The organism is Bradyrhizobium sp. 215_C5_N1_1 (assembly GCF_052075935.1).
GTDB lineage: Bacteria > Pseudomonadota > Alphaproteobacteria > Rhizobiales > Xanthobacteraceae > Bradyrhizobium > Bradyrhizobium barranii.
Map to the genome: position 1 here is coordinate 7330541 of NZ_CP197228.1, position 19459 is coordinate 7349999.

Annotated in this window: 11 protein-coding genes; 5 read left to right on the forward strand and 6 right to left on the reverse strand. The window is 65.6% G+C overall.

Features of this window, described 5'->3' with window-relative positions:
* Nucleotides 1-3: 3 nt before the first annotated feature.
* Complete coding sequence (locus AB7G19_RS35080) at nt 4-891, reverse strand: carbohydrate ABC transporter permease (RefSeq protein WP_063986668.1); 888 nt, start codon at nt 889-891, stop codon at nt 4-6.
* A 61-nt stretch (nt 892-952) separates the two neighbouring features.
* A complete protein-coding gene (locus AB7G19_RS35085; RefSeq protein ID WP_085403323.1) occupies nt 953-2254 on the reverse strand; it encodes an ABC transporter substrate-binding protein in 1302 nt (433 codons plus the stop codon).
* A gap of 192 nt (nt 2255-2446) precedes the next feature.
* Here AB7G19_RS35085 and AB7G19_RS35090 point away from each other — a divergent pair, with 192 nt between their 5' ends.
* Nucleotides 2447-3487, forward strand: coding sequence for a LacI family DNA-binding transcriptional regulator (locus tag AB7G19_RS35090; protein ID WP_063985365.1), 1041 nt, complete (start codon nt 2447-2449; stop codon nt 3485-3487).
* 10 nt (nt 3488-3497) lie between these two features.
* The gene (locus AB7G19_RS35095) at nt 3498-4232 is read left to right on the forward strand and encodes an SDR family NAD(P)-dependent oxidoreductase (RefSeq protein ID WP_085403251.1); all 735 of its coding nucleotides are present in this window, start codon (nt 3498-3500) and stop codon (nt 4230-4232) included.
* 9 nt (nt 4233-4241) lie between these two features.
* On the opposite strand, the gene AB7G19_RS35100 is transcribed toward AB7G19_RS35095, so the two are convergent.
* Entirely contained in the window at nt 4242-5678 is a 1437-nt protein-coding gene (locus AB7G19_RS35100; RefSeq protein WP_441268752.1) for a lipopolysaccharide biosynthesis protein, read from the reverse strand.
* 353 nt (nt 5679-6031) lie between these two features.
* Here AB7G19_RS35100 and AB7G19_RS35105 point away from each other — a divergent pair, with 353 nt between their 5' ends.
* The gene (locus AB7G19_RS35105) at nt 6032-7099 is read left to right on the forward strand and encodes an endo-1,4-beta-xylanase (protein ID WP_085403322.1); all 1068 of its coding nucleotides are present in this window, start codon (nt 6032-6034) and stop codon (nt 7097-7099) included.
* 9 nt (nt 7100-7108) lie between these two features.
* Here the strand turns inward: AB7G19_RS35105 and AB7G19_RS35110 are convergent, their stop codons facing one another.
* From AB7G19_RS35110 to AB7G19_RS35120, 3 genes are all read right to left on the reverse strand, one after another.
* Nucleotides 7109-8062 (reverse strand): DUF6492 family protein, encoded by a 954-nt coding sequence (locus tag AB7G19_RS35110; RefSeq protein ID WP_085403321.1) that lies wholly within the window; start codon nt 8060-8062, stop codon nt 7109-7111.
* 95 nt (nt 8063-8157) lie between these two features.
* The gene (locus AB7G19_RS35115; RefSeq protein WP_085403249.1) at nt 8158-8952 is read right to left on the reverse strand and encodes a protein-L-isoaspartate O-methyltransferase family protein; all 795 of its coding nucleotides are present in this window, start codon (nt 8950-8952) and stop codon (nt 8158-8160) included.
* Nucleotides 8949-12419: an ATP-binding protein gene (locus AB7G19_RS35120; RefSeq protein WP_085403248.1), complete on the reverse strand. Its 3471-nt coding sequence runs from the start codon at nt 12417-12419 to the stop codon at nt 8949-8951. Before AB7G19_RS35120 ends, AB7G19_RS35115 begins: the two co-directional genes overlap by 4 nt.
* A gap of 135 nt (nt 12420-12554) precedes the next feature.
* Between AB7G19_RS35120 and AB7G19_RS35125 the strand changes: the two genes are divergently transcribed.
* The gene (locus AB7G19_RS35125; RefSeq protein ID WP_441268753.1) at nt 12555-18998 is read left to right on the forward strand and encodes an amino acid adenylation domain-containing protein; all 6444 of its coding nucleotides are present in this window, start codon (nt 12555-12557) and stop codon (nt 18996-18998) included.
* A gap of 142 nt (nt 18999-19140) precedes the next feature.
* Nucleotides 19141-19311 carry a hypothetical protein gene (locus AB7G19_RS35130; RefSeq protein WP_014497648.1) on the forward strand — a complete coding sequence of 57 codons (171 nt, stop codon included), beginning with the start codon at nt 19141-19143 and terminating at the stop codon, nt 19309-19311.
* Nucleotides 19312-19459 lie beyond the last annotated feature (148 nt).

Below are 19459 nucleotides of genomic sequence, written 5' to 3' on the forward strand. Positions count from 1 at the left end.
ACATCACCAGGCCACTGCGCCGCGCAAGCGGTTGAAGGCGAGCACGGCGCCGAACACGATCGCCGTCAGCGTCAGCATCAGGGCGCTGGCATAGCCGATGTTGAAGAATTCGAAGCCGACCCTGAAGCCGTAGATGTTGAGCGTGTTCGAGGCGTTGCCCGGGCCGCCCTGGGTCGTGATGTAAATGATGTCGAAGAAGCGCAGCAGATCGACGCTCCGCAGGATCGCCGCGGTGACGATGGTCGGTAGCAGCAGCGGCAGCGTGATGCGCTGGAAAGTCCTGAATGGAGACGCGCCGTCGATCTGCGCCGCCTCGTAGACGCTCGGCGGCAGGGATTGCAGGCCGCCCAGCACGATCAGGGCGACATAAGGCGTCCACTGCCAGCTGTCGATCAGAGCCACGGTCGGAATGACCCAGGTCGGCGAGGCCAGCCAGTCCGACGGCGGCAGGCCGAACGACTGAAGGATATAGTTGGCAGCACCGAGCGACGGATCGAGGATCACCAGCCACATCATACCCGCCACCACCGGCGGCATCATGAAGGGCGAGATGAACAGCGAGCGCACGATGCCTGGCAGCCGCTTGGCGTGGAACAGCACCAGCGCCAGCCAGACGCCGAAGACGAGCTGCAGCACCAAGGACAGCACGAACAGCGCAATGGTGATCCACAGCCCGTGCCAGAATTCGTAATCGGAGATCAGCTTCGAATAATTGGCGAGGCCCGCGAAAGACTGCTTGCCGGTCGAGGAGAAGGTCTGGAAGCCGAGCCAGATCGTATAGACGACCGGAAACGCGATCATCGCGACCGTGAAGACCACGGCCGGCGCCGAGAGCGCCGCCATCTCCAGCTTCTGCCGGTCCTGCGTGAGTGTCGCAGCCGTATCAGACATGCGTTCGTGTCCTCGATCGAGTTGGGTGCCGGCAGGCAGCAAGCCTGCCGGAATGAGGCCGTTAGTTCAGCGCGATCAGCGCATCCAGCGCCTTGTCGGCATCCGCGCAGGCCTGATCGACGGTCTTCTGCTTCAGGATCAGATCCTGTACCGCCTGCCCGATGAACTCGCGCGATTGCGGATTGGCGACGATGGGATAGCCGACCTCGGAGGAGCCCTTCGTTGCGAGCACGTCGAGCGCGGCCTGCCATTCCTTGCGGACCGGCTCCTCGTCGATCCACTTGCGATATTCGGGATCCTTGGCGACCGACGGACGCGGCGGGGCAATGCCCTGAAGCGCCATCTTCTTCTGCACCTCTGGGCTGGTCGCCCATTGCACGAAGTACCAAGCCGCATCCGGCTGCTTGCTGTGCGAGGACACTGCCATGCCCCAGCCGATCGTGGTCGGCACCTGGCCGGCATCGCCCGCCGGGAACGGCAGCAGGCCGGTGTCCTTCAGGCGCGCGCCGCCTTCCATCACCGTGCGCAACTCATTCGACGACTCAAACGCCATCGCGGCGCGGCCGCTGCGGTAGAGCGCCGAAATCTGCTGGAAGCTGTAGTTGACGACGCCAGGCGGTCCGAAATCGCGCAGCAGCCGGCTATAGGTGTCGAGCGCTTCCTTGCCCTTGGCCGAGCAGAGGTTCGACTTGCCGTTTGCGACATAGCTGCCGCCGATATTGTGCAGCATGTTGCTGAAGGTATAGGCAATCGCGGGCTTGAGGCCGCGCGAGACGAACGGCGTCACGGTGCTGTCGCAGCTCTTGATCTTCTCGGCAGCGGCCTCGACGTCCTTGATCGTCTTCGGCGCCTCGAGACCGCACTTTTTGAAGATGTCGGTGCGGTAATAGAAGATCGGGCCTTCGATGTTCATGGGCATGCTGGTCAGCTTGCCGCCGAAGGTCGCGGCCTTCAGCAGGGCCTGGCTCAACCCGTTGGAGTCGTATTCCCTGGCCACCTCGTTCTTGGCCATCGCGGTGAGATCGCCGTACCAGCCGGCGGCGGCGAACTGCTCGCCCTCGCGCGAGGGCAGCGTCATGAACACGTCCACCTCGTCGCTGTTCGCATTCATGACGGTCACCAGACGCTGGCGCATCTGCTGTTCCTGATAGCCGTCGACCTTGAGGGTCATGCCGGTCAGCTTCTCGAAATCGGCCTTGTAAGTCAGCAGCGCCTGCGACACCGGATTGTTGTTGGCGAGAAAGGTGACGGTCTTGCCCTTGAACTTCATCCAGTCGAAATCGGCGGCGTGCGCCTGCGCGGTCGCCGCAGCAATCGCGAGAACGGGCAACGCGACGTGGGTCGCGAGCATCCTGGCCTTCATCGAACTCTCCTCCCGGCTGGCCGCCTTAAGCTGGCGGACCATTTTGAACACGTTTGAGCAGCGCTTGAAAACGGTTACAAAATAGACCTCGCATTCGCCGTGTCAAGCGATGGACAAGCCGCACAATCTGCGGCAGATTTGCGACATTGCCGCTACCATGCGGTTCGCTATGCCCGATGTAACGTTACATTCATGAGACTGACCAACGCCAAGTCTGTGAAACAGGGCATCCGCGCCGTGGCGGCCCGCGCCGGCGTCTCGACGGCATCGGTCTCGCGCGCCCTCAACAACCCCGACGCGGTGAGCCCTTCCTTACGGGCGCGCATCGAGCAGGCCATCGACGCGCTCGGCTACATCCCGCACGCGCCGGCGCGCATCCTGTCGTCACGACGCTCGCGCACGCTTGGCGCAATCGTACCGACGATCGACAACACGATGTTCGCACGCGGCATCGCCTCGCTGCAGCAATATCTGTCGTCGGTCGGATACATGCTGTTTCTCACAACGAGCGGCTACGATCTCGACGTCGAATTGCAGCAGGCGCGCAATCTGATCAGCCGCGGTGTCGACGGCCTGGTGCTGCGCGGCGATTGCCATCACGACGGATTACGCAAGCTGCTGGCGGACAATGCCGTACCGTTCATCAATGTCGGCATCTACCAGCCCGACCGGCCCTATCCTTGCGTCGGCACCGACAACGAAGCCGCCGCCCATCGCGCCGCCGCGCATGTCATCGAGCTCGGCCACCGCCGCATCGGGATCGTCTCGGCGCTCCAGCGCAACAACGACCGCGCCAGCGCCCGCGTCGCCGGCTTTCGCCGCGCGCTGACGGAGAACGGGCTCGAATTGCCTTCGCAATGGCATGTCGAGGTGCCCTATACGCTGGACGACGCGCGCGAGGCGGCGCGCTATCTCCTAGGCCTCGAGGACCGCCCGACAGCCGTGGTGTGCGGCAACGACGTCATCGCCTATGGCGTGCTGCTCGAAGCCGAGCGCAGCGGTTTTTCGGTGCCGCGTGACCTCTCGGTGGTCGGCTTCGACGACCTCGACTGGAGCCGGCATTTGCGGCCGAGCCTGACCACGATCCACGTACCGACCGGAGAAACCTGGCAGCGCGCCGGTGAATATCTGGTGCGCAGCCTCGCCGGCGAGCAGACCATCATGCATCGCGAGATCGACTTCTCGCTAGTCGTCCGCGAGTCGACGGCTGCGCCTCCGAAATCCCTGAAGTGAGACACTCCCGATGAATCCGAACTTTTCCCTCGCCCCCGGCTTCCATGCCGTCGTGATCGGCGGCGCCGGCGACATTGGTGCCGCCATCAGCAATCAATTCTGCGATCTGGGTGCGACGGTGTCTGCAACGGGCGCGAACGAGGCCGATCTTGCCCGCACCCTCCTCAAACCGCGCGCGGGCCTCACGCTCGCAACGCTCGATGTCACCGATGACGAAGCCGTCACGTCCTTCGCCCGGAAGCACAAGCGCGTCGACGCGCTGATCAATTGCGCCGGCATTCTCGCGCGCGACAAGGAATTTGAGATCGAGACCTTCATGAAGGTGCTCGACGTCAATCTCACCGGCACGTTCCGCACCTGCATGGCCTTTCACTCCCTGCTCGCGGAGCAGACGGGATCGATCGTCAACATCGCTTCGATGAACGCGACGCTGGCGCTGCCGCGGATTCCCGCCTATTGCGCCAGCAAGGGTGGTGTCGTGATGCTGACCAAGGCGCTGGCTTTGAAGTGGGCCGAAGAAGGCATCCGCGTCAACGCGGTCGCGCCCGGCTATATCGAAACCGCGATCAACGCCGCCGGCCGCAGCGACCTTGCGCATTATCAGCGCATCGCCGATCGCACCGCCTTCAAGCGCTGGGGACAGCCGGAGGACATTGCCGGCGCCGTTGCCTTCCTCTGCATGCCGGCTTCGCAATATGCGACCGGCACCGTCGTTGCCGTGGATGGCGGCTTTCTGGCGGGGTAGCGCGCGGGTCTATACGCCCAGCGCCTTGCGGTTGAACGTCCGCAGGAAGCGCAGCGACAACGTCCGCACATTCGCGACGTTGAGCAGCCAGGCCGCAGCGGCGTAAGCAACCCCACCCGCGGAGCTGACGACCATCAACGCCACGATACCGGTACCGCCGACCTGCGTCCGCGCAACGAGGATAGCGCCCGCCATCGCCGCAGCCGAAGCCGCAACGCCGGCGAGGCGGTTGACGTCGAACGGCACGGGATGGGCGCGGCGCATCAGGGCGACGGCGACGACGAAGCCGAGCGCTTCGGTGGCGAGCGTGGCGAGCGCCGCGCCGTAAAGGCCGTAGCCCGCGACCAGCGCGAACATCAGTGCCACGCTCAAAACGAGCGTGAGGAACGACTGCGCCGCCAGCATGAACGGCCGCTCGGCGAGCTGGAAGCTGATCTGCACATAGAATTGATTGGCGATGCCGAAGAAGCGCGCGAGCACCAGCGTCGGCAACAGCGCCGATACGCCGGCGCGAAAATCGACGCCGACGAGCGTGCCCGCGACCTGGTCGGCCGCGAGCGCGAGCCAGACGGCGACGGGTGCGACGACGACGAGCAGCAACTCAAGGCTCTCGCTCAGCCGCTCCCGCGTCGTCTCGCTGTTTTTCTCCGACAGCGACCGGAACACCAGCGGCACGGTCGCAGCGGCGACGCTGGAGGCGATCATGACCATGAACTGGCGCGGCAGATCGGCGGCGACGCCGAAAATGCCGGCGGCGTCCTTGCCGAGCAGATAAGCGACGATGAGCCGGTCACAGGCCGAATAGACCGCAACGGACAATCCGGCCAGCGTCAGCGGCAGGCCGTAGCGCGCCAGCTGCATGAACTGGCTGCGCTCGAAGCGCGCGATCTTGGTGCGGTCGCCGACGAGATTGAGAATGATGCCGGTGAGCGAGCCCAGGCCGAACGCGGCGAGCAGTCCCAATCCACCCCAGCCGAGCCAGATGCCGAGCAGGCCAAAGCCGACGCTCGACACGCTGCGGACGATCGAGATCGCCGCGAACCTGTAGGGGCGCAGTTTGGCGCGTTCGAATTCCTGGCCGACATCGACAGCATTGGCCATGATCGCGACGAACATGCTGGCGAGCAGCAGCTCGACGCTGAGGTCGCTGCGGAACAGAATGACCAGCGGCGTGGTGGCGCAGAGGACCGCGGCCGTCAGCCCGAAGGCGACCATCGCCGTGCCGCGAAAATCCACCTCCGCCGACATCGCCTGATAGCGGGACACCGACAGCTTGATCCAGGCGAAGAAGATCGCGCCCAATATGCCGGCGAGGCTGATGCCGACGACATAGGCGCCGTACTCGGCCGGCGTCAGCAGCCGCGTGTAGGCCGTGACCGCGAAGAAACCCACCGCTGCGGGCAGGATGTAGGCGACGAGATAAATCGAGAAATGGCGGTTCAGCATGCGAGCACAGGACCGGCAACGGTGTTGCGATGGTGACGGCCGTTAATCAATGACCTTGGCGGGGCGAACGAACTGCGCCGCAGCATCTCTCAAGAGTGTCACATAAGTCTGCAGATCGGGCGGCGAATGAGGCTGAGAGGCCGCTTTCGCGCGTTAGCGTTAAATTTGCCCTTTCCCTGGGGCGGTTCGAGCGATCACGACACGAAACCCTGATCCAGACTGGAACAGCGATGCAGCGCCACGCGCGTTGCGCACCGGACATCCGCAAAGGTTAACCCAACGACAGGAAACCCCGGCGTCGCAAGGCGCCGCTTGGTACGATGGCGCGTTGGTTCCAAAAGGAACGTCCCACCGTGACCAGGCTCGACAGACGCGAATTTCTCCTTGGCGGCGCCGCAGCACTCGCGGTGGGGGCAGCGGCGTCCGCCGCGCCGGCATCAAAACTCGCGCAGCGCCGTCCGGGCTTTGGCGCTGCTGCGACGCTCTGGGACCTGCAAGCAGATCCCAGGCTCGGCGAAGCCATCAGTACCTATTGCACCCAGGTGGTGCCGGTGCTCGAGCTGAAATGGCCGATGCTGCGGCCGAACGCGCACACGTTCAACTTCGAGCGCGCCGACGCGATCCTGGATTTCGCCAGGGAGAACGATCTGACAATGCGCGGTCACGCGCTCGCCTGGTATCACGACATTCCGGACTGGACCAAGCAGATCAAGGATTCCAAGGGCGTCGAGCGCGCCTATGTCGACCACATCGGCACCGTCGTGTCCTATTACAAGGACAAGCTGACGTCGTGGGACGTCGTCAACGAGCCGATCCCGGACAATCCGAAGAAGATCACCGACCGGCGCGACACGTTCTGGACGCAGCATCTGGGCAACCGCTGGATTCCGCTGGCCTTCCGCACGGCGGCCGCGGCCGATCCCTTCGTCAAGCTCGCGATCAATGAATATGACATCGAGTCGGCGAAGGACTCGTTCATTGCCAAGCGCGCGGCGTACCGCAACCTGATCATGGACCTGCTCGACCAGGGCGTGCCGCTGCACGCTGTGGGCCTGCAATCGCATCTGCACGCCGAGCTCGAGATCGACACGCATGGGCTCGCCGAGTTCGTCACCGAGCTGCGTTCCTGGGGCCTCGAGGTGCTCGTCACCGAGCTCGATGTCGACGACCAGAAACTGACGGGCAATCCGGCAGAGCGCGACGCCATCGTCGCCAAGCGCGTCGACGATCTCCTGACCGCGATCTCGACCAGCGGGCCGGTGCGCTCGATCCTGACCTGGGGCCTCTCGGATCGCTATAGCTGGATCAACGGCACCTTCGCCCGCGCGGACAAGCAGCCGAACCGCCCCTTGCCGCTTGACGGCGAGTTCAAGCCGAAGCCGTTCATGGACGTCATCAGCAAGTTCACGAGGGACGCCTGAGACGCGGCCTTAGCGCGTCTTCGCCGGCACTTCGAATTCGGCCGCATCACCCATATCTTCAGGAGACAGGCTCGGGCTGCGTCGATCCCGCGAGCTAAGGCGGAACACGTCGCGGATGTCGTCGATCGAGGTCGACGAATAGGACTGGATGCAGAGCGCGACCTGTTCGGGCGAGGCCGCGCGCATCATCGCTTCGATGGCCGGACGGTCGAGGGGCGTCTCATCCCAATGCGAGACGGCGATGCTGTCCTCGGTGACCCGATGGGTGGCCAGATGCGCCGGAGAGTTCGCGACGAAATGGCCGTACATCAGATACTCCGAGAACTTCTTCTTCCGGCACAACGCCAGAACCCAGTTCAATCCCGTTGCCGACTTGATGGCGTCGGTCATCGCGCGCGCGGTGTCCTTGTCCCAGACCAGCGCGTTGCCGACATAGTCATCGGCGGGGAAGGACCGGTCCTTGATGCCGAGCAACTGATCGACTGTGCGCAGCCACAGCCCATGCAACGGGTGGTCAGCGCCGATGTCCTTCGGGGTGACGAACAGCGGCGTCTTCTCTCCGCCGGCATATTGGCCGGCGTCGAATTCGCGGAAGAACAGATTGTCCGAATCCAGGATGCAGACGCGCTGCTCGGATGCGTTGAGCACGCCGGCGATTTTCAGGATCTGCTGGATGTGCCAGCCATGCACCGGCGACGACAGCAGCGACAGCCAGACCCGGCGCTTGCTGAGGAACTGAAGCGAGGGCGGCAGCGCCCAGAGCCATTTCGGCAGATAATTCGAGGCCGGAACGATGACGCGCTTGTCGGATGCAAACGGCGCGAACAGCGGCACGTCCTCATCGTTAACGAGAACATAATGCCGCGTGTATCCCGAGAGCCAGGTGTCGATGCTCTCGCTGAGCAGCGAAAAGCGTTCGATATCCTTGGCGTAGCTGGCGGTCAGCAGGGCAACGGAATGCATGGAGCGCGCTCGAATGGCCATCAAGCCGCACTCATAGCCGCACCGCGAGATGCTGGAAACTCACAAACGGAATCAAGGTAAAACGAAACGAAGCATTAGCCATCCGACGGCAGCCCCTGCTCGATGCCGCGAAAACGCAGTGGCGCCAGCGCGGCGGCGCGCTGCCACCAGTCGGCGACGCGGTCGTCGAGCGCGGTCACGCCGCGACCCTGGCCGGGGAAGATCCTGATCTGCTGCACCGCCTCGGCCTCGAACCCCCTGCCCTTGCGCGTGATCTTGAGGGCGGCGCCCTCGCGGTCGCGCTGCGTCAGCGGCGCCAGGAGGCGGCCGCGCGGGCGGAGCGACTGAAGCCAGAGCGGATGCGGGTGCGGGAAGCCGGCATGCACGATGATCACGTCGGCCGGCTCGCCGATCTCCTCACATCCATCGCCATGCACGACCTCGACATTGCGATAGGGGCGAAGGTAGTTCGCGGCACGCGCCGCAAGCCGCCCGTCGCATTCGATTGCATGCACCCTGCCCCTGGGCCCCACGATCTTCGACAACACCGCCGAAAAATAGCCGAGACCGCAGCCGATCTGGACCACGCGGTCCTTCTCCCCGACGTCGAGCAGATCGATGAAGTGCGCCCACAGGCTCGGCAGCCCGGTGTCGAGCCTGCGGCGCGCATCGATCGCGACCAGCACATTGTCGTAGAGATGAACGGGATCGGGATCCGGCGTCAGCCGGTAGCTGCGCGCCGCCTCGCTCTTGATGCGCCAGGGTCCCTTCGCCAGAAAATCCTCGCGCGGGATGGCGGCGAGCGCTTCGAGCAGGCGTGGCGAGGCGATCCGCTCTCGCTTCGCGATCAACTCGACGTAGCGCGCACGCGCGGCGGCAAGATCGCTCATTTCATCGCATCGGCCTGTTCAAGGACGGGCACGTCTCCGCCGAGCTCGCTGAGGAGCTGCATCGCCTGCTTCAGGTCCGGGGTATAAAAGCCCTCGCTGAACTTGCCGACGATCGGCAAAAGCAGGAGGCTTGCGTGCTCGCGCTTGCCGGCTTGGTGCGACAGGCGCGCAAGGCTGACGGCGGTCCGAAGCTCCCATGACAGCGCGCCCTGCTTGCGCGCGGTCTCCAGCGACAGGGCGAACAGGTCCTCCGCCTCCTGCACCGATGCCGGATCACCGTCCGACATCGTGATCTCGCCCTGCAGGCGATAGACCTCGGCGAGATAGGAGTGATCGCCGGTCCGTCTCGCGGTCGCGAGCGCGCCGTCCAGCGCGCGCAAGGCGGCATCGCGCATCCCGACCTTGGCATAGGCTTCCGCAAGGAGGCAGCGGAACCAGCAGCCGGCGAGCCAGGAATCCATCGCCTCGTATTCGTCGAGGCCGAGGCGCATCTGGCTGAGACCTTCGTCGGCGTCGCCGAGCTGGGCCAGCGCCCAGCCGCGCAGGATCGCCGCCTGCTGCTTCCAATGCAGGAAATTGTGCTCGGTGGCGATGATCATGGCGCGGTTGGCGTGGTCGCGCGTGCCCTCGACGTCGCGCAAATGCTGGCACAGATAGGCGCCGAACACGAGCGCGAAGGCGAGCGTGAAGGGATGGCGGATCTTCTCGGCATTCGCGATCGCCTGCTCGCTGTGCTGGCGCGCCGCGTCGGGCCGGCCGAGGAACCAGAGGAGATAGCCGAGATAGGACAGCGAAACGACGCCGGGATCGGTGCCGTGCCGCTCCATCAGATCGGAGTGCAGATCAGGACTGTAGAGGTTGATGCAGCGGTGCAGATGGTGCTGGGAAGCGGCAAAACGGCCGCGATAGAGCATCGTCATCGCGATCGAGCGGTGCGCCTCGATCAGATAGCCGGTCTGCTGTGCCGGCTGGGTGCGCTCGTTCAGCCGCTCGCGCTTGGCGAACTTCAACAGCTCGACGCTGAGATCGTGCGCGCGGCTGAGATCGGCACGGATGAAATGGCAGACCCAGAGCCCGCGCGTGGCGGCGAAGGCCTTCTCGTCGTCGTCGAGCTGCTGACCGAGCTCGAGCGCGCGGATGTAGTTCTCCTCGACCTCCTGCACAGCGTAGCCCTTGGCGGCAATCAATGCGTTGCCGAGCGCGATGCGCAGCTCCAGCTCCATCTCGTCGGCGCCCTGCATGCGCGCATTGGCCTGCACGACGCTCAAGCCCCGGCGCAAATGCCCGATCGCCTCCAGATTGGCGCCGCTCTTGGCCGCCTGCTTGCCGGCCTTGAGCCAGAAGCTGGCGGCGCCCTCGCTCTGGCCGGATTCGGTGAGGTGATGGGCCAGCAGCTCCGGTTCGCGCTCGGTCTTCTCCGGATACATCTCGGCGAGCACCTGCGCGATCCGCGAATGCAGCTTGCGCCGCTCGCTGTGCAGCAGGCTGTCGTGCGCGGCGTTCTGGATCATCACGTGCTTGAAGGAGTAGAGCGCGCCGGGCGGATGGCCGCGGCGCATGATCAACCCGGCCTCCTCCAGATGATTGAGCGCGGCCTCGATCTGCTCCGCCGGCGTGTTGGCGACCGCGTGCAGCGTCGCGTAGGAGAACTCGCGACCGATGGTGGCGCCGATCTGCGCGATTCGCTTGAACGGCCCCATCCGGTCCAGCCGCGCCATCAGCGAGTCGGTGAGGGTCGCCGGGATCGCGAGCTGCCGCCATGGACCCGACAGCACGTAGCGCCCGTGCCGCTCGGTCAGGAGGTTGGATTCGAGAACGGTCTTGGTCAGCTCTTCCAGGAACAGAGGCACGCCGTCGGTCTTGACGATGATCTCCTCGACCACCTCCTTGGGAAGCTCGCGGCCCGCGACGCGCTCGACCAGCGTCGTGCGCAGCTGCCGGCTCAGGCGGTTCAGCACCAGCGTGGTGATGTGCGAATGCGCGTTCCAGCTCGGCTGGAATTCGGAGCGCGCGGTGATGATGACAAGGACCGGCTGGTTCTGCACCCGGGCGACGAGGAGGTCGATCACCTCGCGGGAGGTCGGGTCGATCCAGTGCAGATCCTCAAGCGCGATCACCAGCGGCATGTCGCGCGCAAGGCCGAGGAAATGATTGACCAGCGCCGCGACGGTCGCATCCTTCTGCTGCTGCGGCGACAGGTCGAGCGGCGGATAGCGGTCTCCGGTCGGGATCGACAGCAGCGCGGCAAACAGCGGCGTGACCTGCTCGATGTCGCCATGGGCGGCCGCGATCGCGGTCTCCAGACCCGCCAGCGAGGTCGCGGATGGATCCTCGCGGTCGAGGCCGAGCGAGAATTTGAGCTGCTCGGAGAATGGATAGAACGCCGTGGAGGTGTAATAGGGCGAGCACTGGAACGAGACGTGTCCATGGCGGTCGCCCGCGATCCGGTCGAAGATCTCCTGGATGATGCGCGACTTGCCGATGCCGGGCTCGCCGAACTTCACCACGACCTGGCCGTCGCCGTCCTTGACCTGCTGCCAGCGTCCCATCAGCAGCGCGATCTCCTCCTCGCGGTTGACGAGCGGTGTCAACCGCCCGCCCATGGCAGCGGCGAAGCGGGTCTCCGCTCGCGAGGCGCGCACCACGTGCCAGGCCTGCGTCTTCTCCGAGATGCCTTTCAGCGCATGGACGCCGAGATTGCGGTAGTCGAACTTGCCCTTCAGCAGCGACTGTGTCGAGGACGAGATCACGACGCCGTTGGGTGGCGCCAGACCTTGCAGGCGAGCGGCGAGGTTGACGGTTTCTCCGACCGCGGAATCGCGCTCCTCGGTGCCCTGGCCAACGAGGTCGCCGACCACGACGAGGCCGGTTGCGATCCCGATGCGGACGGCGGGGGCGTGGCTCAGCGCACCGCGCGGCTCGATCGCGCGCGCAGTCGACAGCACCCGCACGATCTCGAGCCCGGCGCGCACCGATCGCTCGGCATCGTCCTCATGCGCGGTCGGATAGCCGAAATAGACAAGGATACCGTCGCCGACGAAGCGCGCGGCAAACCCTTCGTAATGCTTCACCACCCGGACGCAGGTCTCGCGAAAGCTCGCGATCATGTCGCGCACGTCTTCCGGATCGAACTGCACCGACAGCGAGGTGGAATCCACCATGTCGCAGAACATGGTGGTGAGCTGACGCCGTTCGGCACCGACTTCCGCCCGGACTTGCGGGCGCGCCGCCGCATCGGGCTTCTCTGCGGTCTCAGCCTGGAATAGCGCCGACATCGCGCGCCGAAGCCGCTTGCGATCGCCGAGCGGCAATCCGAGCTCGACCAGGTCGGATTCCGTCAGGTCCCCCATCACATCGAGATCGAGGCGGTGCTGCGCGAAGAGATCGGTGTAATGTCCAAGACCGACGCCTTCGAGCCAGCGCTTCAACCCGCCTTCAGTCCCCGTAACAGGCTCATTCTCCAGCATGGTGATTCTGCCCGACCTTCACTCCGTCGAAGGGCTTTAGGCCCCTCAACCACAGATTTTGGGGCCCGAACTTCACCTCAGACTGGACGCGCTCCCTAAGTCTTGGGAAGAATAGCTCAATCAGATCAAAAGGGAATGGCATTGTCCCACATTGCATCCGTGGCGGGAGAGGATTCGGACAGCGCAGGCGCCGAAACCAGGACGTTTGCCGATATCGGCGGCCTTCTCGACTTTTATGCGCGCAAGACGCCGTCGGCACCGGCTCTCCTCGCGCCGGGCCGGCCGGCCCTCACCTACGGCAAGCTGGGTGAGTTGGTCCAGCAACTGGTCCGCACCCTGCGGGGGCTCGGCATTGCGCCTGCCGACCGGATCGCCGTTGCGCTGCCGCGCGGCGCCGACAGCGCGCTGGCGCTGATCGCGGTCGCCTCGGCCGGCGCCTGCGTCCCGGTCAATCCCGATCTGACGGCCGACGAGCTGCAACGCTATTTCAGCGAATTGAAGCTGACCGCGCTCGTCACCCGGGCCGACATGAATTCACCAAGTCGTGACGTTGCCAAGGCGCTCGATATCGCGGTGATCGATTTCGTGCCGGGGCCGAACGACAATCTCGGCGGCTGCGCGTTCATCGGCCCGGCAGTCGGGCCCGCCAGCACGAGCGGCGCCTCGCGCGGCGACGATGACGCCTTCATCCTGTTGACGTCGGGCACGGCGGCGCGGCCGAAAATGGTGCCGCTGACGCAGCGCAATGTGTGCCTGTCCGCATACAATGCCGGCCGCGTGCTGTCGCTCGCAGCCCACGATCGCCTGCTCAATGCCCTGCCGCTGTTTCACGCCCATGGTCTGATCTCCGGCCTGCTGACGGCACTTGCCGCGGGCTCCAGCGTGATCTGCACCAACGGTTTCGACGCATTGTCCTTCTTCGGCTGGATGCGGGAGCTGCGACCGACCTGGTACACGGCGGTGCCGACCATCCATCGCGCGCTGCTGACGGCGGCCGAGGCCGACCCGGACCGCGCCCGCTCGTCGTCGCTGCGCGTGATCCGCTCGGCCTCATCCTCGCTCGCGCCCGCGATCCTGAACGGGCTGGAGGCGATGTTCGGCGTTCCCGTGCTCGAGACCTACGGCATGACGGAAGCGGCCTCGCAGATCTCCGCCAATCCGTTCGAGCTGCGCAAGGTCGGATCGGTCGGCCGCGCTGCGGGCCCCGAGATCGCGATCATGGACGGGGCGGGCCGCACGCTTGCGAGCGGCGAGCATGGCGAGATCATGCTGCGCGGGCCGAACATGAGCCGCGGCTATTATAATGACGAGGCCGCGACACGGACCGCCTTCCGCAACGGCTGGTTCCGGACCGGCGACCTCGGCTATCTCGACGCCGACGGCTATCTCTTCATCGTCGGCCGCATCAAGGACGTCATCAACCGCGGCGGGCAGAAGATCTCGCCCCTGGAGGTCGAAGAGGTCCTGCTGAGCCATCCGGCGGTGCTGGAGGCCGGCGTGTTCGCCGTCCCGCACCAGAAGCTCGGCGAAAACGTCGCCGCCGTCGTGGTGCTGCGCCCGAATTCCGAAGCAACTCCGGACCAGCTTCGGCAGTTCGCGCGCAAACGTCTTGCGGCCTACAAGGTGCCGAGCCTGATCCGCGGCGTGGCCGCACTGCCGAAAGGCGCGAGCGGCAAGGTCAAGCGCAACGCGCTGGCCGATCTGATCGCAACCGCGGAGCATGGCGTCGAAGCGCAATTGCCGCGCAACGCGCTGGAGACCCAGCTCGCGGGGATCTGGGCCGGTCTGTTGGAGCTGCCGCAGGTCGGCATCGACCAGGATGTCTTCGCGCTCGGCGCAGACTCGCTCGCGGCGACGCAGATGCGCTCGCGCTTGCGCGAACGCTTCAATGTCGACTTCTCCTTCGAGGATATCTTTGATTGCGCCACGGTCTCAGCGCTTGCGGCCCGGATCGAGACCGCCACAACCCATCGCGAGACGATGGTGCCCGCATGGCGCCAGGCGGCTGCGGCAGACGCGCCGCTGTCGTTCCAGCAGCAGCGGATGTATGTGCTCTCGCGGCTCGATCCGACCCGCTACAATTACAACGTCGTCGAAGTCGCCGTTCTCAAGGGCCTGGTCGACGTCGCCGCGCTTTCTGCGAGCCTCGCCTCGATCTGCGCGCGCCACGAGGCGCTGCGCTCGGTCTTCACCGAACGCGAGGGCGAGCCGGCGCAGCGGGTGCTGCAATCACCTCCGCGATTCGAGCGGATCAAGCTCAAGCCCTGCGCCGCGGACAAGCAGGGCGCAATCATCCGGCGCGAGGCGCTCGTGCTCGCGCAATATCCGTTCGATCTCGCGCGCGAGCCGCCGCTGAAGGTCACCCTGCTGTCGTTCGACAAATCCAGCCACGCGCTGGTGGTCAACGTCCATCACCTCGTCACCGACGGCTGGTCGCAACGGCTGTTCTGGGAGGAGCTTGCCGCCCACTATGCCGCTGCGCGCAAGGCAAGCGCGGTGACGTTGCCCTCGCCCGCCTTCCAGTATCGCGACTTTGCGCTATGGCAGCAGAGCTGGGCTCGGACGCCGGCGGCGAAGGAGCAGCTCGATTACTGGCGGACCCAGCTCGACGGTGTCACCACACTGCCGCTGCGGACCGACCGGCCACGCCCGGAGGTCTGGAGCGGTCACGGCGCCCGTCACTATCTCGAATTCTCCAAGGCACTGTCGGCCGATCTGCGCGCGCTGAGCCAGGACCAGGGCGTCACGCCTTTCATGACGCTGCTCGCGGCTTTCCAGTGCCTGTTGTTCCGCCACACCGGACACGAGGATGTCGCGACGGGATCGCTGATCGCCAACCGCAACCAGATCGAGAGCGAGCGACTGATCGGGCTGTTCGCCAACACCCTGATCCTGCGCAACGATTTCGGCGGCGATCCGGGTTTTGGCGAAATGTTGCGGCGGGTGCGGCAGGTCACGCTGGATGCCTACCGCAACCAGGACCTCCCGATCGAGGAAGTGCTGCGCGCGCTGCAGATCGCGCGCCGGAGCGACGGCAACCCGCTGTTCCGGATCATGTTCATTCTCCAGAACGCCTCGATCGAGGCGGCGCGTTTCCCCGGCCTGTCGACGCGGCGGCTGGAGGTCGACCCGAAAGTCGCGCGCTTCGACATCACGCTCGAACTGGTCGAGGCCGACGGCCGCTTCACGGGCTTCTTCGAATACGCCACCGATCTGTTCGACGCTGCGACCATCGAAGGCATGGCCGCTCAATTCAAGACCCTGCTCAAGGCCGTGATCACCAATCCGGAGCAGCGCATCTCGCGCCTGCCGCTCCTGACGGAGGCCGAACGCCGGCAGTTGCTGGCGAAAGGCCAGGGCGTGGTGGCCAATTTCACCACGCGCGGCAATCTTTGCGAACGCCTCGAGCGCCAGGCGAAGAAGACACCAAACGCGATCGCCGTCTCCGACGGCCGCACCTCCCTGACTTATCGGGAGCTCGCCCGCCGCAGCCAGGCGGCCGCACGCTGGCTCGCGCGCGAAGGTGTTGGCGCCGAGAGCGTTGTCGCCTTGCTTGCAGATCGCGGGCCCGACCTGCTCGCCGCGATGATCGCCGCGCAGCGCGTGGGCGCAGCCTTCCTCAATCTCGATCCCGACCAGCCGCCGGCGCGGCTTGCGACCATCCTCGGATCGAGCTGCGCCCGCATGCTGCTGACCGGGCGCGCCCAGTCGGCCATGGTCGAGGCGCTGCTCGAGCCGCTGGTCGAGCGCATCCATGTCGCCGAGCTCGAGGACGCGATCGCACCCGGATCGACCAGGCCGGCCCGCGCGGCGCGGCGCGCGGCCGCGAGCCTCGCCTATCTCATCTACACATCCGGCTCCTCCGGCGCGCCGAAGGGCGTCATGATCGAGCAGCGCGGGCTGTCGAACCATCTGCCGTCGCTCATTTCCGAGCTCGGCCTTACGGCCAGGGACGTGATCGCCCAGACTGCGCCGCAGAGCTTTGTCATCTCGGTCTGGCAGTTCCTTGCCGGTCCCATGGTCGGCGCGCGCGTCCATGTCTGCGACAACGCAATCGTGCAGGACCCGATCCTGCTCGCGCGGGAGATCGAGCGTGAAGGGATCAGCGTGCTCGAGATCGTCCCGTCGCTACTGCGGGTGATCCTCGACCGCATGGACGACGCGCAAGTCCAGCGCGCCTTTGCGGGATTGAGGCTCCTGATCTCGACCGGCGAGCCGCTGCCGGTCGATCTCTGCCGCAGCTGGTTCGCCCGCTGCCCGAAGGTGTCGCTGATCAACGCCTATGGCGCATCAGAATGTTCCGACGACGTCTCGCTGCATCGCCTGACCAAAGCGCCGGCGGCGGCGACGAGCAACGTCCCGGTCGGCGCGCCGCTGCCCAACACCCAGCTCCATGTGCTCGATCAAAACCTCCAGCCGCTGCCGGTCGGCGTGATCGGAGAGCTTTGCATCGGCGGCGCCGGCGTCGGCCGCGGCTACATCAACGATCCCGCGCAGAGCCGGCAGCGCTTCCTGCCCGATCCGTTCTCGCGCCAGGAAGGCGCGCGGCTGTACCGCACCGGCGACCTCGCACGCCGCCGCGCCGACGGCACCATCGAATGCCTCGGCCGCGCCGACCATCAGGTCAAGGTCCGGGGCTACCGTATCGAGCTCAAGGAGATCGAGAACGCGCTTGCCGACCATCCTGCGGTGCGCGCCGGAATCGTCGAGCCGCGCCGCGAGGCGAGCGGCGATGTCAGGCTGATCGCCCATATCGTCGCAAGGGCCGGCAGCCAGAGCAGCGCCAGCGCGCTGCGCGACTTCCTGAAGAGCCGGTTGCCGGGCCATGCCATCCCGTCCGCATTCCTGTTCCTGGACCAGATACCGCTCAATGCCCATGGCAAGATCGACCGGTCGGCGCTGCTGGCGCCCGCGCAGCAGGACATCTCCCCACCGGACGCCGCCGTGTCGGCGCGGCACTTCACCGAAAAAGTGCTCTCGGACATCTGGGTCGACCTGCTGAAGGTCGAGAGCCTCGGCGTGACCGATAATTTCTTCGATCTCGGCGGCCATTCGCTGCTGGCGGGCCAGGCGATGGCGCGCGTCGCCCGTGCGCTCGGCGTGTCCTTACCGATCAAGACCATCTTCGAGGCTCCGACGATCGAAGAACTCGCCCGGCGGGTTGACGAGGCCGTGGCAGCAAAGCCGCGCAAGCCGGCAACAGGCATGTTGCGGCCTGCTGAAAGCGGGCTCCCAACGCTCTCGATCGCACAGGACCAGATGATGCGGATCGAGCAGAACCTGCCGGGCCTGCCGCTGTTCAACCTGCCCTTTGCCTTCCGCCTCCAGGGCCCGCTCGATCCGACCACCCTCGCGCAGGCGTTCGGCGACATCGTGCGCCGCCACGAATCACTGCGGACCGGGTTCGGCCGGAGCGGCGAAGAGCCCGTCAGCCGCATCGCGACACCCGGTGAACTCGGACCGGCCCTCACGATCGAGGTCATCGGCGACGGACGTCCCCACGACAACAAGCGGCGCAAAGCCCTCGAACTCAGGAAGATCGATCTCCTGATCGAGCAGGAGACCTACGCCCCGTTCGACACTGCGCGGCCGCCGCTGTTGCGGGCGCGGCTGTTGCGGCTCCATGCCGACGATCATGTGCTGCTGCTGACGCTGCATCATGCCATTGCCGACGGCTGGTCGATCGGCGTGCTGTTCGAGGAGCTGTCCAACCGCTATGCGGCGCTGGCCGGACGTCCGTCCGTGCCGCTGCCGAAATTGCCGCTCGCCTTTTCGGACGTCGCCCGCTGGCAGCGCTGGTGGTGCGGCACCGACGCCGCCCGCCGCCAGGCCGCCGACTGGACGGAGAATCTGCGCGGCGCGGCCCCCGTCTTCGACGGCGAAGCAAGCCCCGGCGCGTCCACCGGGCATCACCCCGTCAGCCTCGAGCGCGAGCTGATCGGCCGGCTCACGGCGTTCGCCGGCCGGCATAACAGCACGCTGTTCATGTGCCTTCTCACCGGCCTGAAAGCCCTGTTGCTGGCGCAGAGCGGCCGCAGCGACATTTCGGTCGCCACCGCCATGGCCAATCGCGCCCAGCCGGATACCGACCGGGTCGTCGGTCCGTTCGAGAACACGGTGATCGTCCGTACCCGAATCACGCCGGAGCTGTCGTTCGCGCAAGCCCTGGCCCGGGTACGCCAGAGCGTGCTCGACGCGCATGCGCGCCAGGAGCTGCCGTTCAACATCCTTGCCGACCATCTGGAGCAGGAGGGGATCGAACCGGCCTCGCTGCTGCAGGTCTATTTCACCCTGCAAAATCCGCTGCGCCAGCCGCTCGATCTGGCTGACGTCACGATCGAATCGATCGGCAACGTCGCGCGCGAAGGCCAGCCGGTGCTGCCGATCGACCAGACCTGGCTGTCGCTGATGCTCAAGGAGCGCCCCACCGGAATCACCGGCTCATGCAATTACAAGGGCGAGCTGCTTGATGGCCGCAGGGTCCGTGAGTGGATGGCGAATCTCGTCGCGCTGCTGGATGCGGCCGTCGCCCACCCCAACACGCCGCTCGGCCGATTACTCGCTCGCAGGGCGGCATGACCGGCTGTACGGGACGGGAGAACACAGGTTCACTCGCCAAAGCTGTGAATGACCAAGTTGCATCTTGATTATTTGGCGCCAGCGCGCAAGATTATTCCCTCGATTTGATTTGGACGATTATTTTCAACCGGGGGAGTATGTTATGGGTTTCATCAAATTTACCAAGGGTACCTCGTTGAGCGACAAGGACCGCAAGGCCCTGCAAAAGCTGCTGGGCGCCGAGAAGAAGAAGCTCCAGTCCGCGCTCAAGGATGTCGACGCCAGCCTTTCGATGCTGGGCGGAGCGAAGAAAGCCAAGAAGAAGAAGAAGTAAGGATCGTCGGCCGGGACGCCGCACGAATCCTCAGGCTTCATTTTCCGGATATGGGCCGCTCGCTTGTCGAGTTGGGGTCTCGCACAAGCTTGCGCCTGTAAACCGGCCTGCAAATCGACAAGAAATTGCCCGGGTGGACCGTTAGAAG

What these genes read in the sequence shown, in the direction of transcription:
- AB7G19_RS35080 (WP_063986668.1), bottom strand. Translation starts at nt 891, where the DNA reads ATGTCTGATACGGCTGCGACACTCACGCAGGACCGGCAGAAGCTGGAG.
- AB7G19_RS35085 (WP_085403323.1), bottom strand. Translation starts at nt 2,254, where the DNA reads ATGAAGGCCAGGATGCTCGCGACCCACGTCGCGTTGCCCGTTCTCGCG.
- AB7G19_RS35090 (WP_063985365.1), top strand. Translation starts at nt 2,447, where the DNA reads ATGAGACTGACCAACGCCAAGTCTGTGAAACAGGGCATCCGCGCCGTG.
- AB7G19_RS35095 (WP_085403251.1), top strand. Translation starts at nt 3,498, where the DNA reads ATGAATCCGAACTTTTCCCTCGCCCCCGGCTTCCATGCCGTCGTGATC.
- AB7G19_RS35100 (WP_441268752.1), bottom strand. Translation starts at nt 5,678, where the DNA reads ATGCTGAACCGCCATTTCTCGATTTATCTCGTCGCCTACATCCTGCCC.
- AB7G19_RS35110 (WP_085403321.1), bottom strand. Translation starts at nt 8,062, where the DNA reads ATGCATTCCGTTGCCCTGCTGACCGCCAGCTACGCCAAGGATATCGAA.
- AB7G19_RS35115 (WP_085403249.1), bottom strand. Translation starts at nt 8,952, where the DNA reads ATGAGCGATCTTGCCGCCGCGCGTGCGCGCTACGTCGAGTTGATCGCG.
- AB7G19_RS35120 (WP_085403248.1), bottom strand. Translation starts at nt 12,419, where the DNA reads ATGCTGGAGAATGAGCCTGTTACGGGGACTGAAGGCGGGTTGAAGCGC.
- AB7G19_RS35125 (WP_441268753.1), top strand. Translation starts at nt 12,555, where the DNA reads ATGGCATTGTCCCACATTGCATCCGTGGCGGGAGAGGATTCGGACAGC.
- AB7G19_RS35130 (WP_014497648.1), top strand. Translation starts at nt 19,141, where the DNA reads ATGGGTTTCATCAAATTTACCAAGGGTACCTCGTTGAGCGACAAGGAC.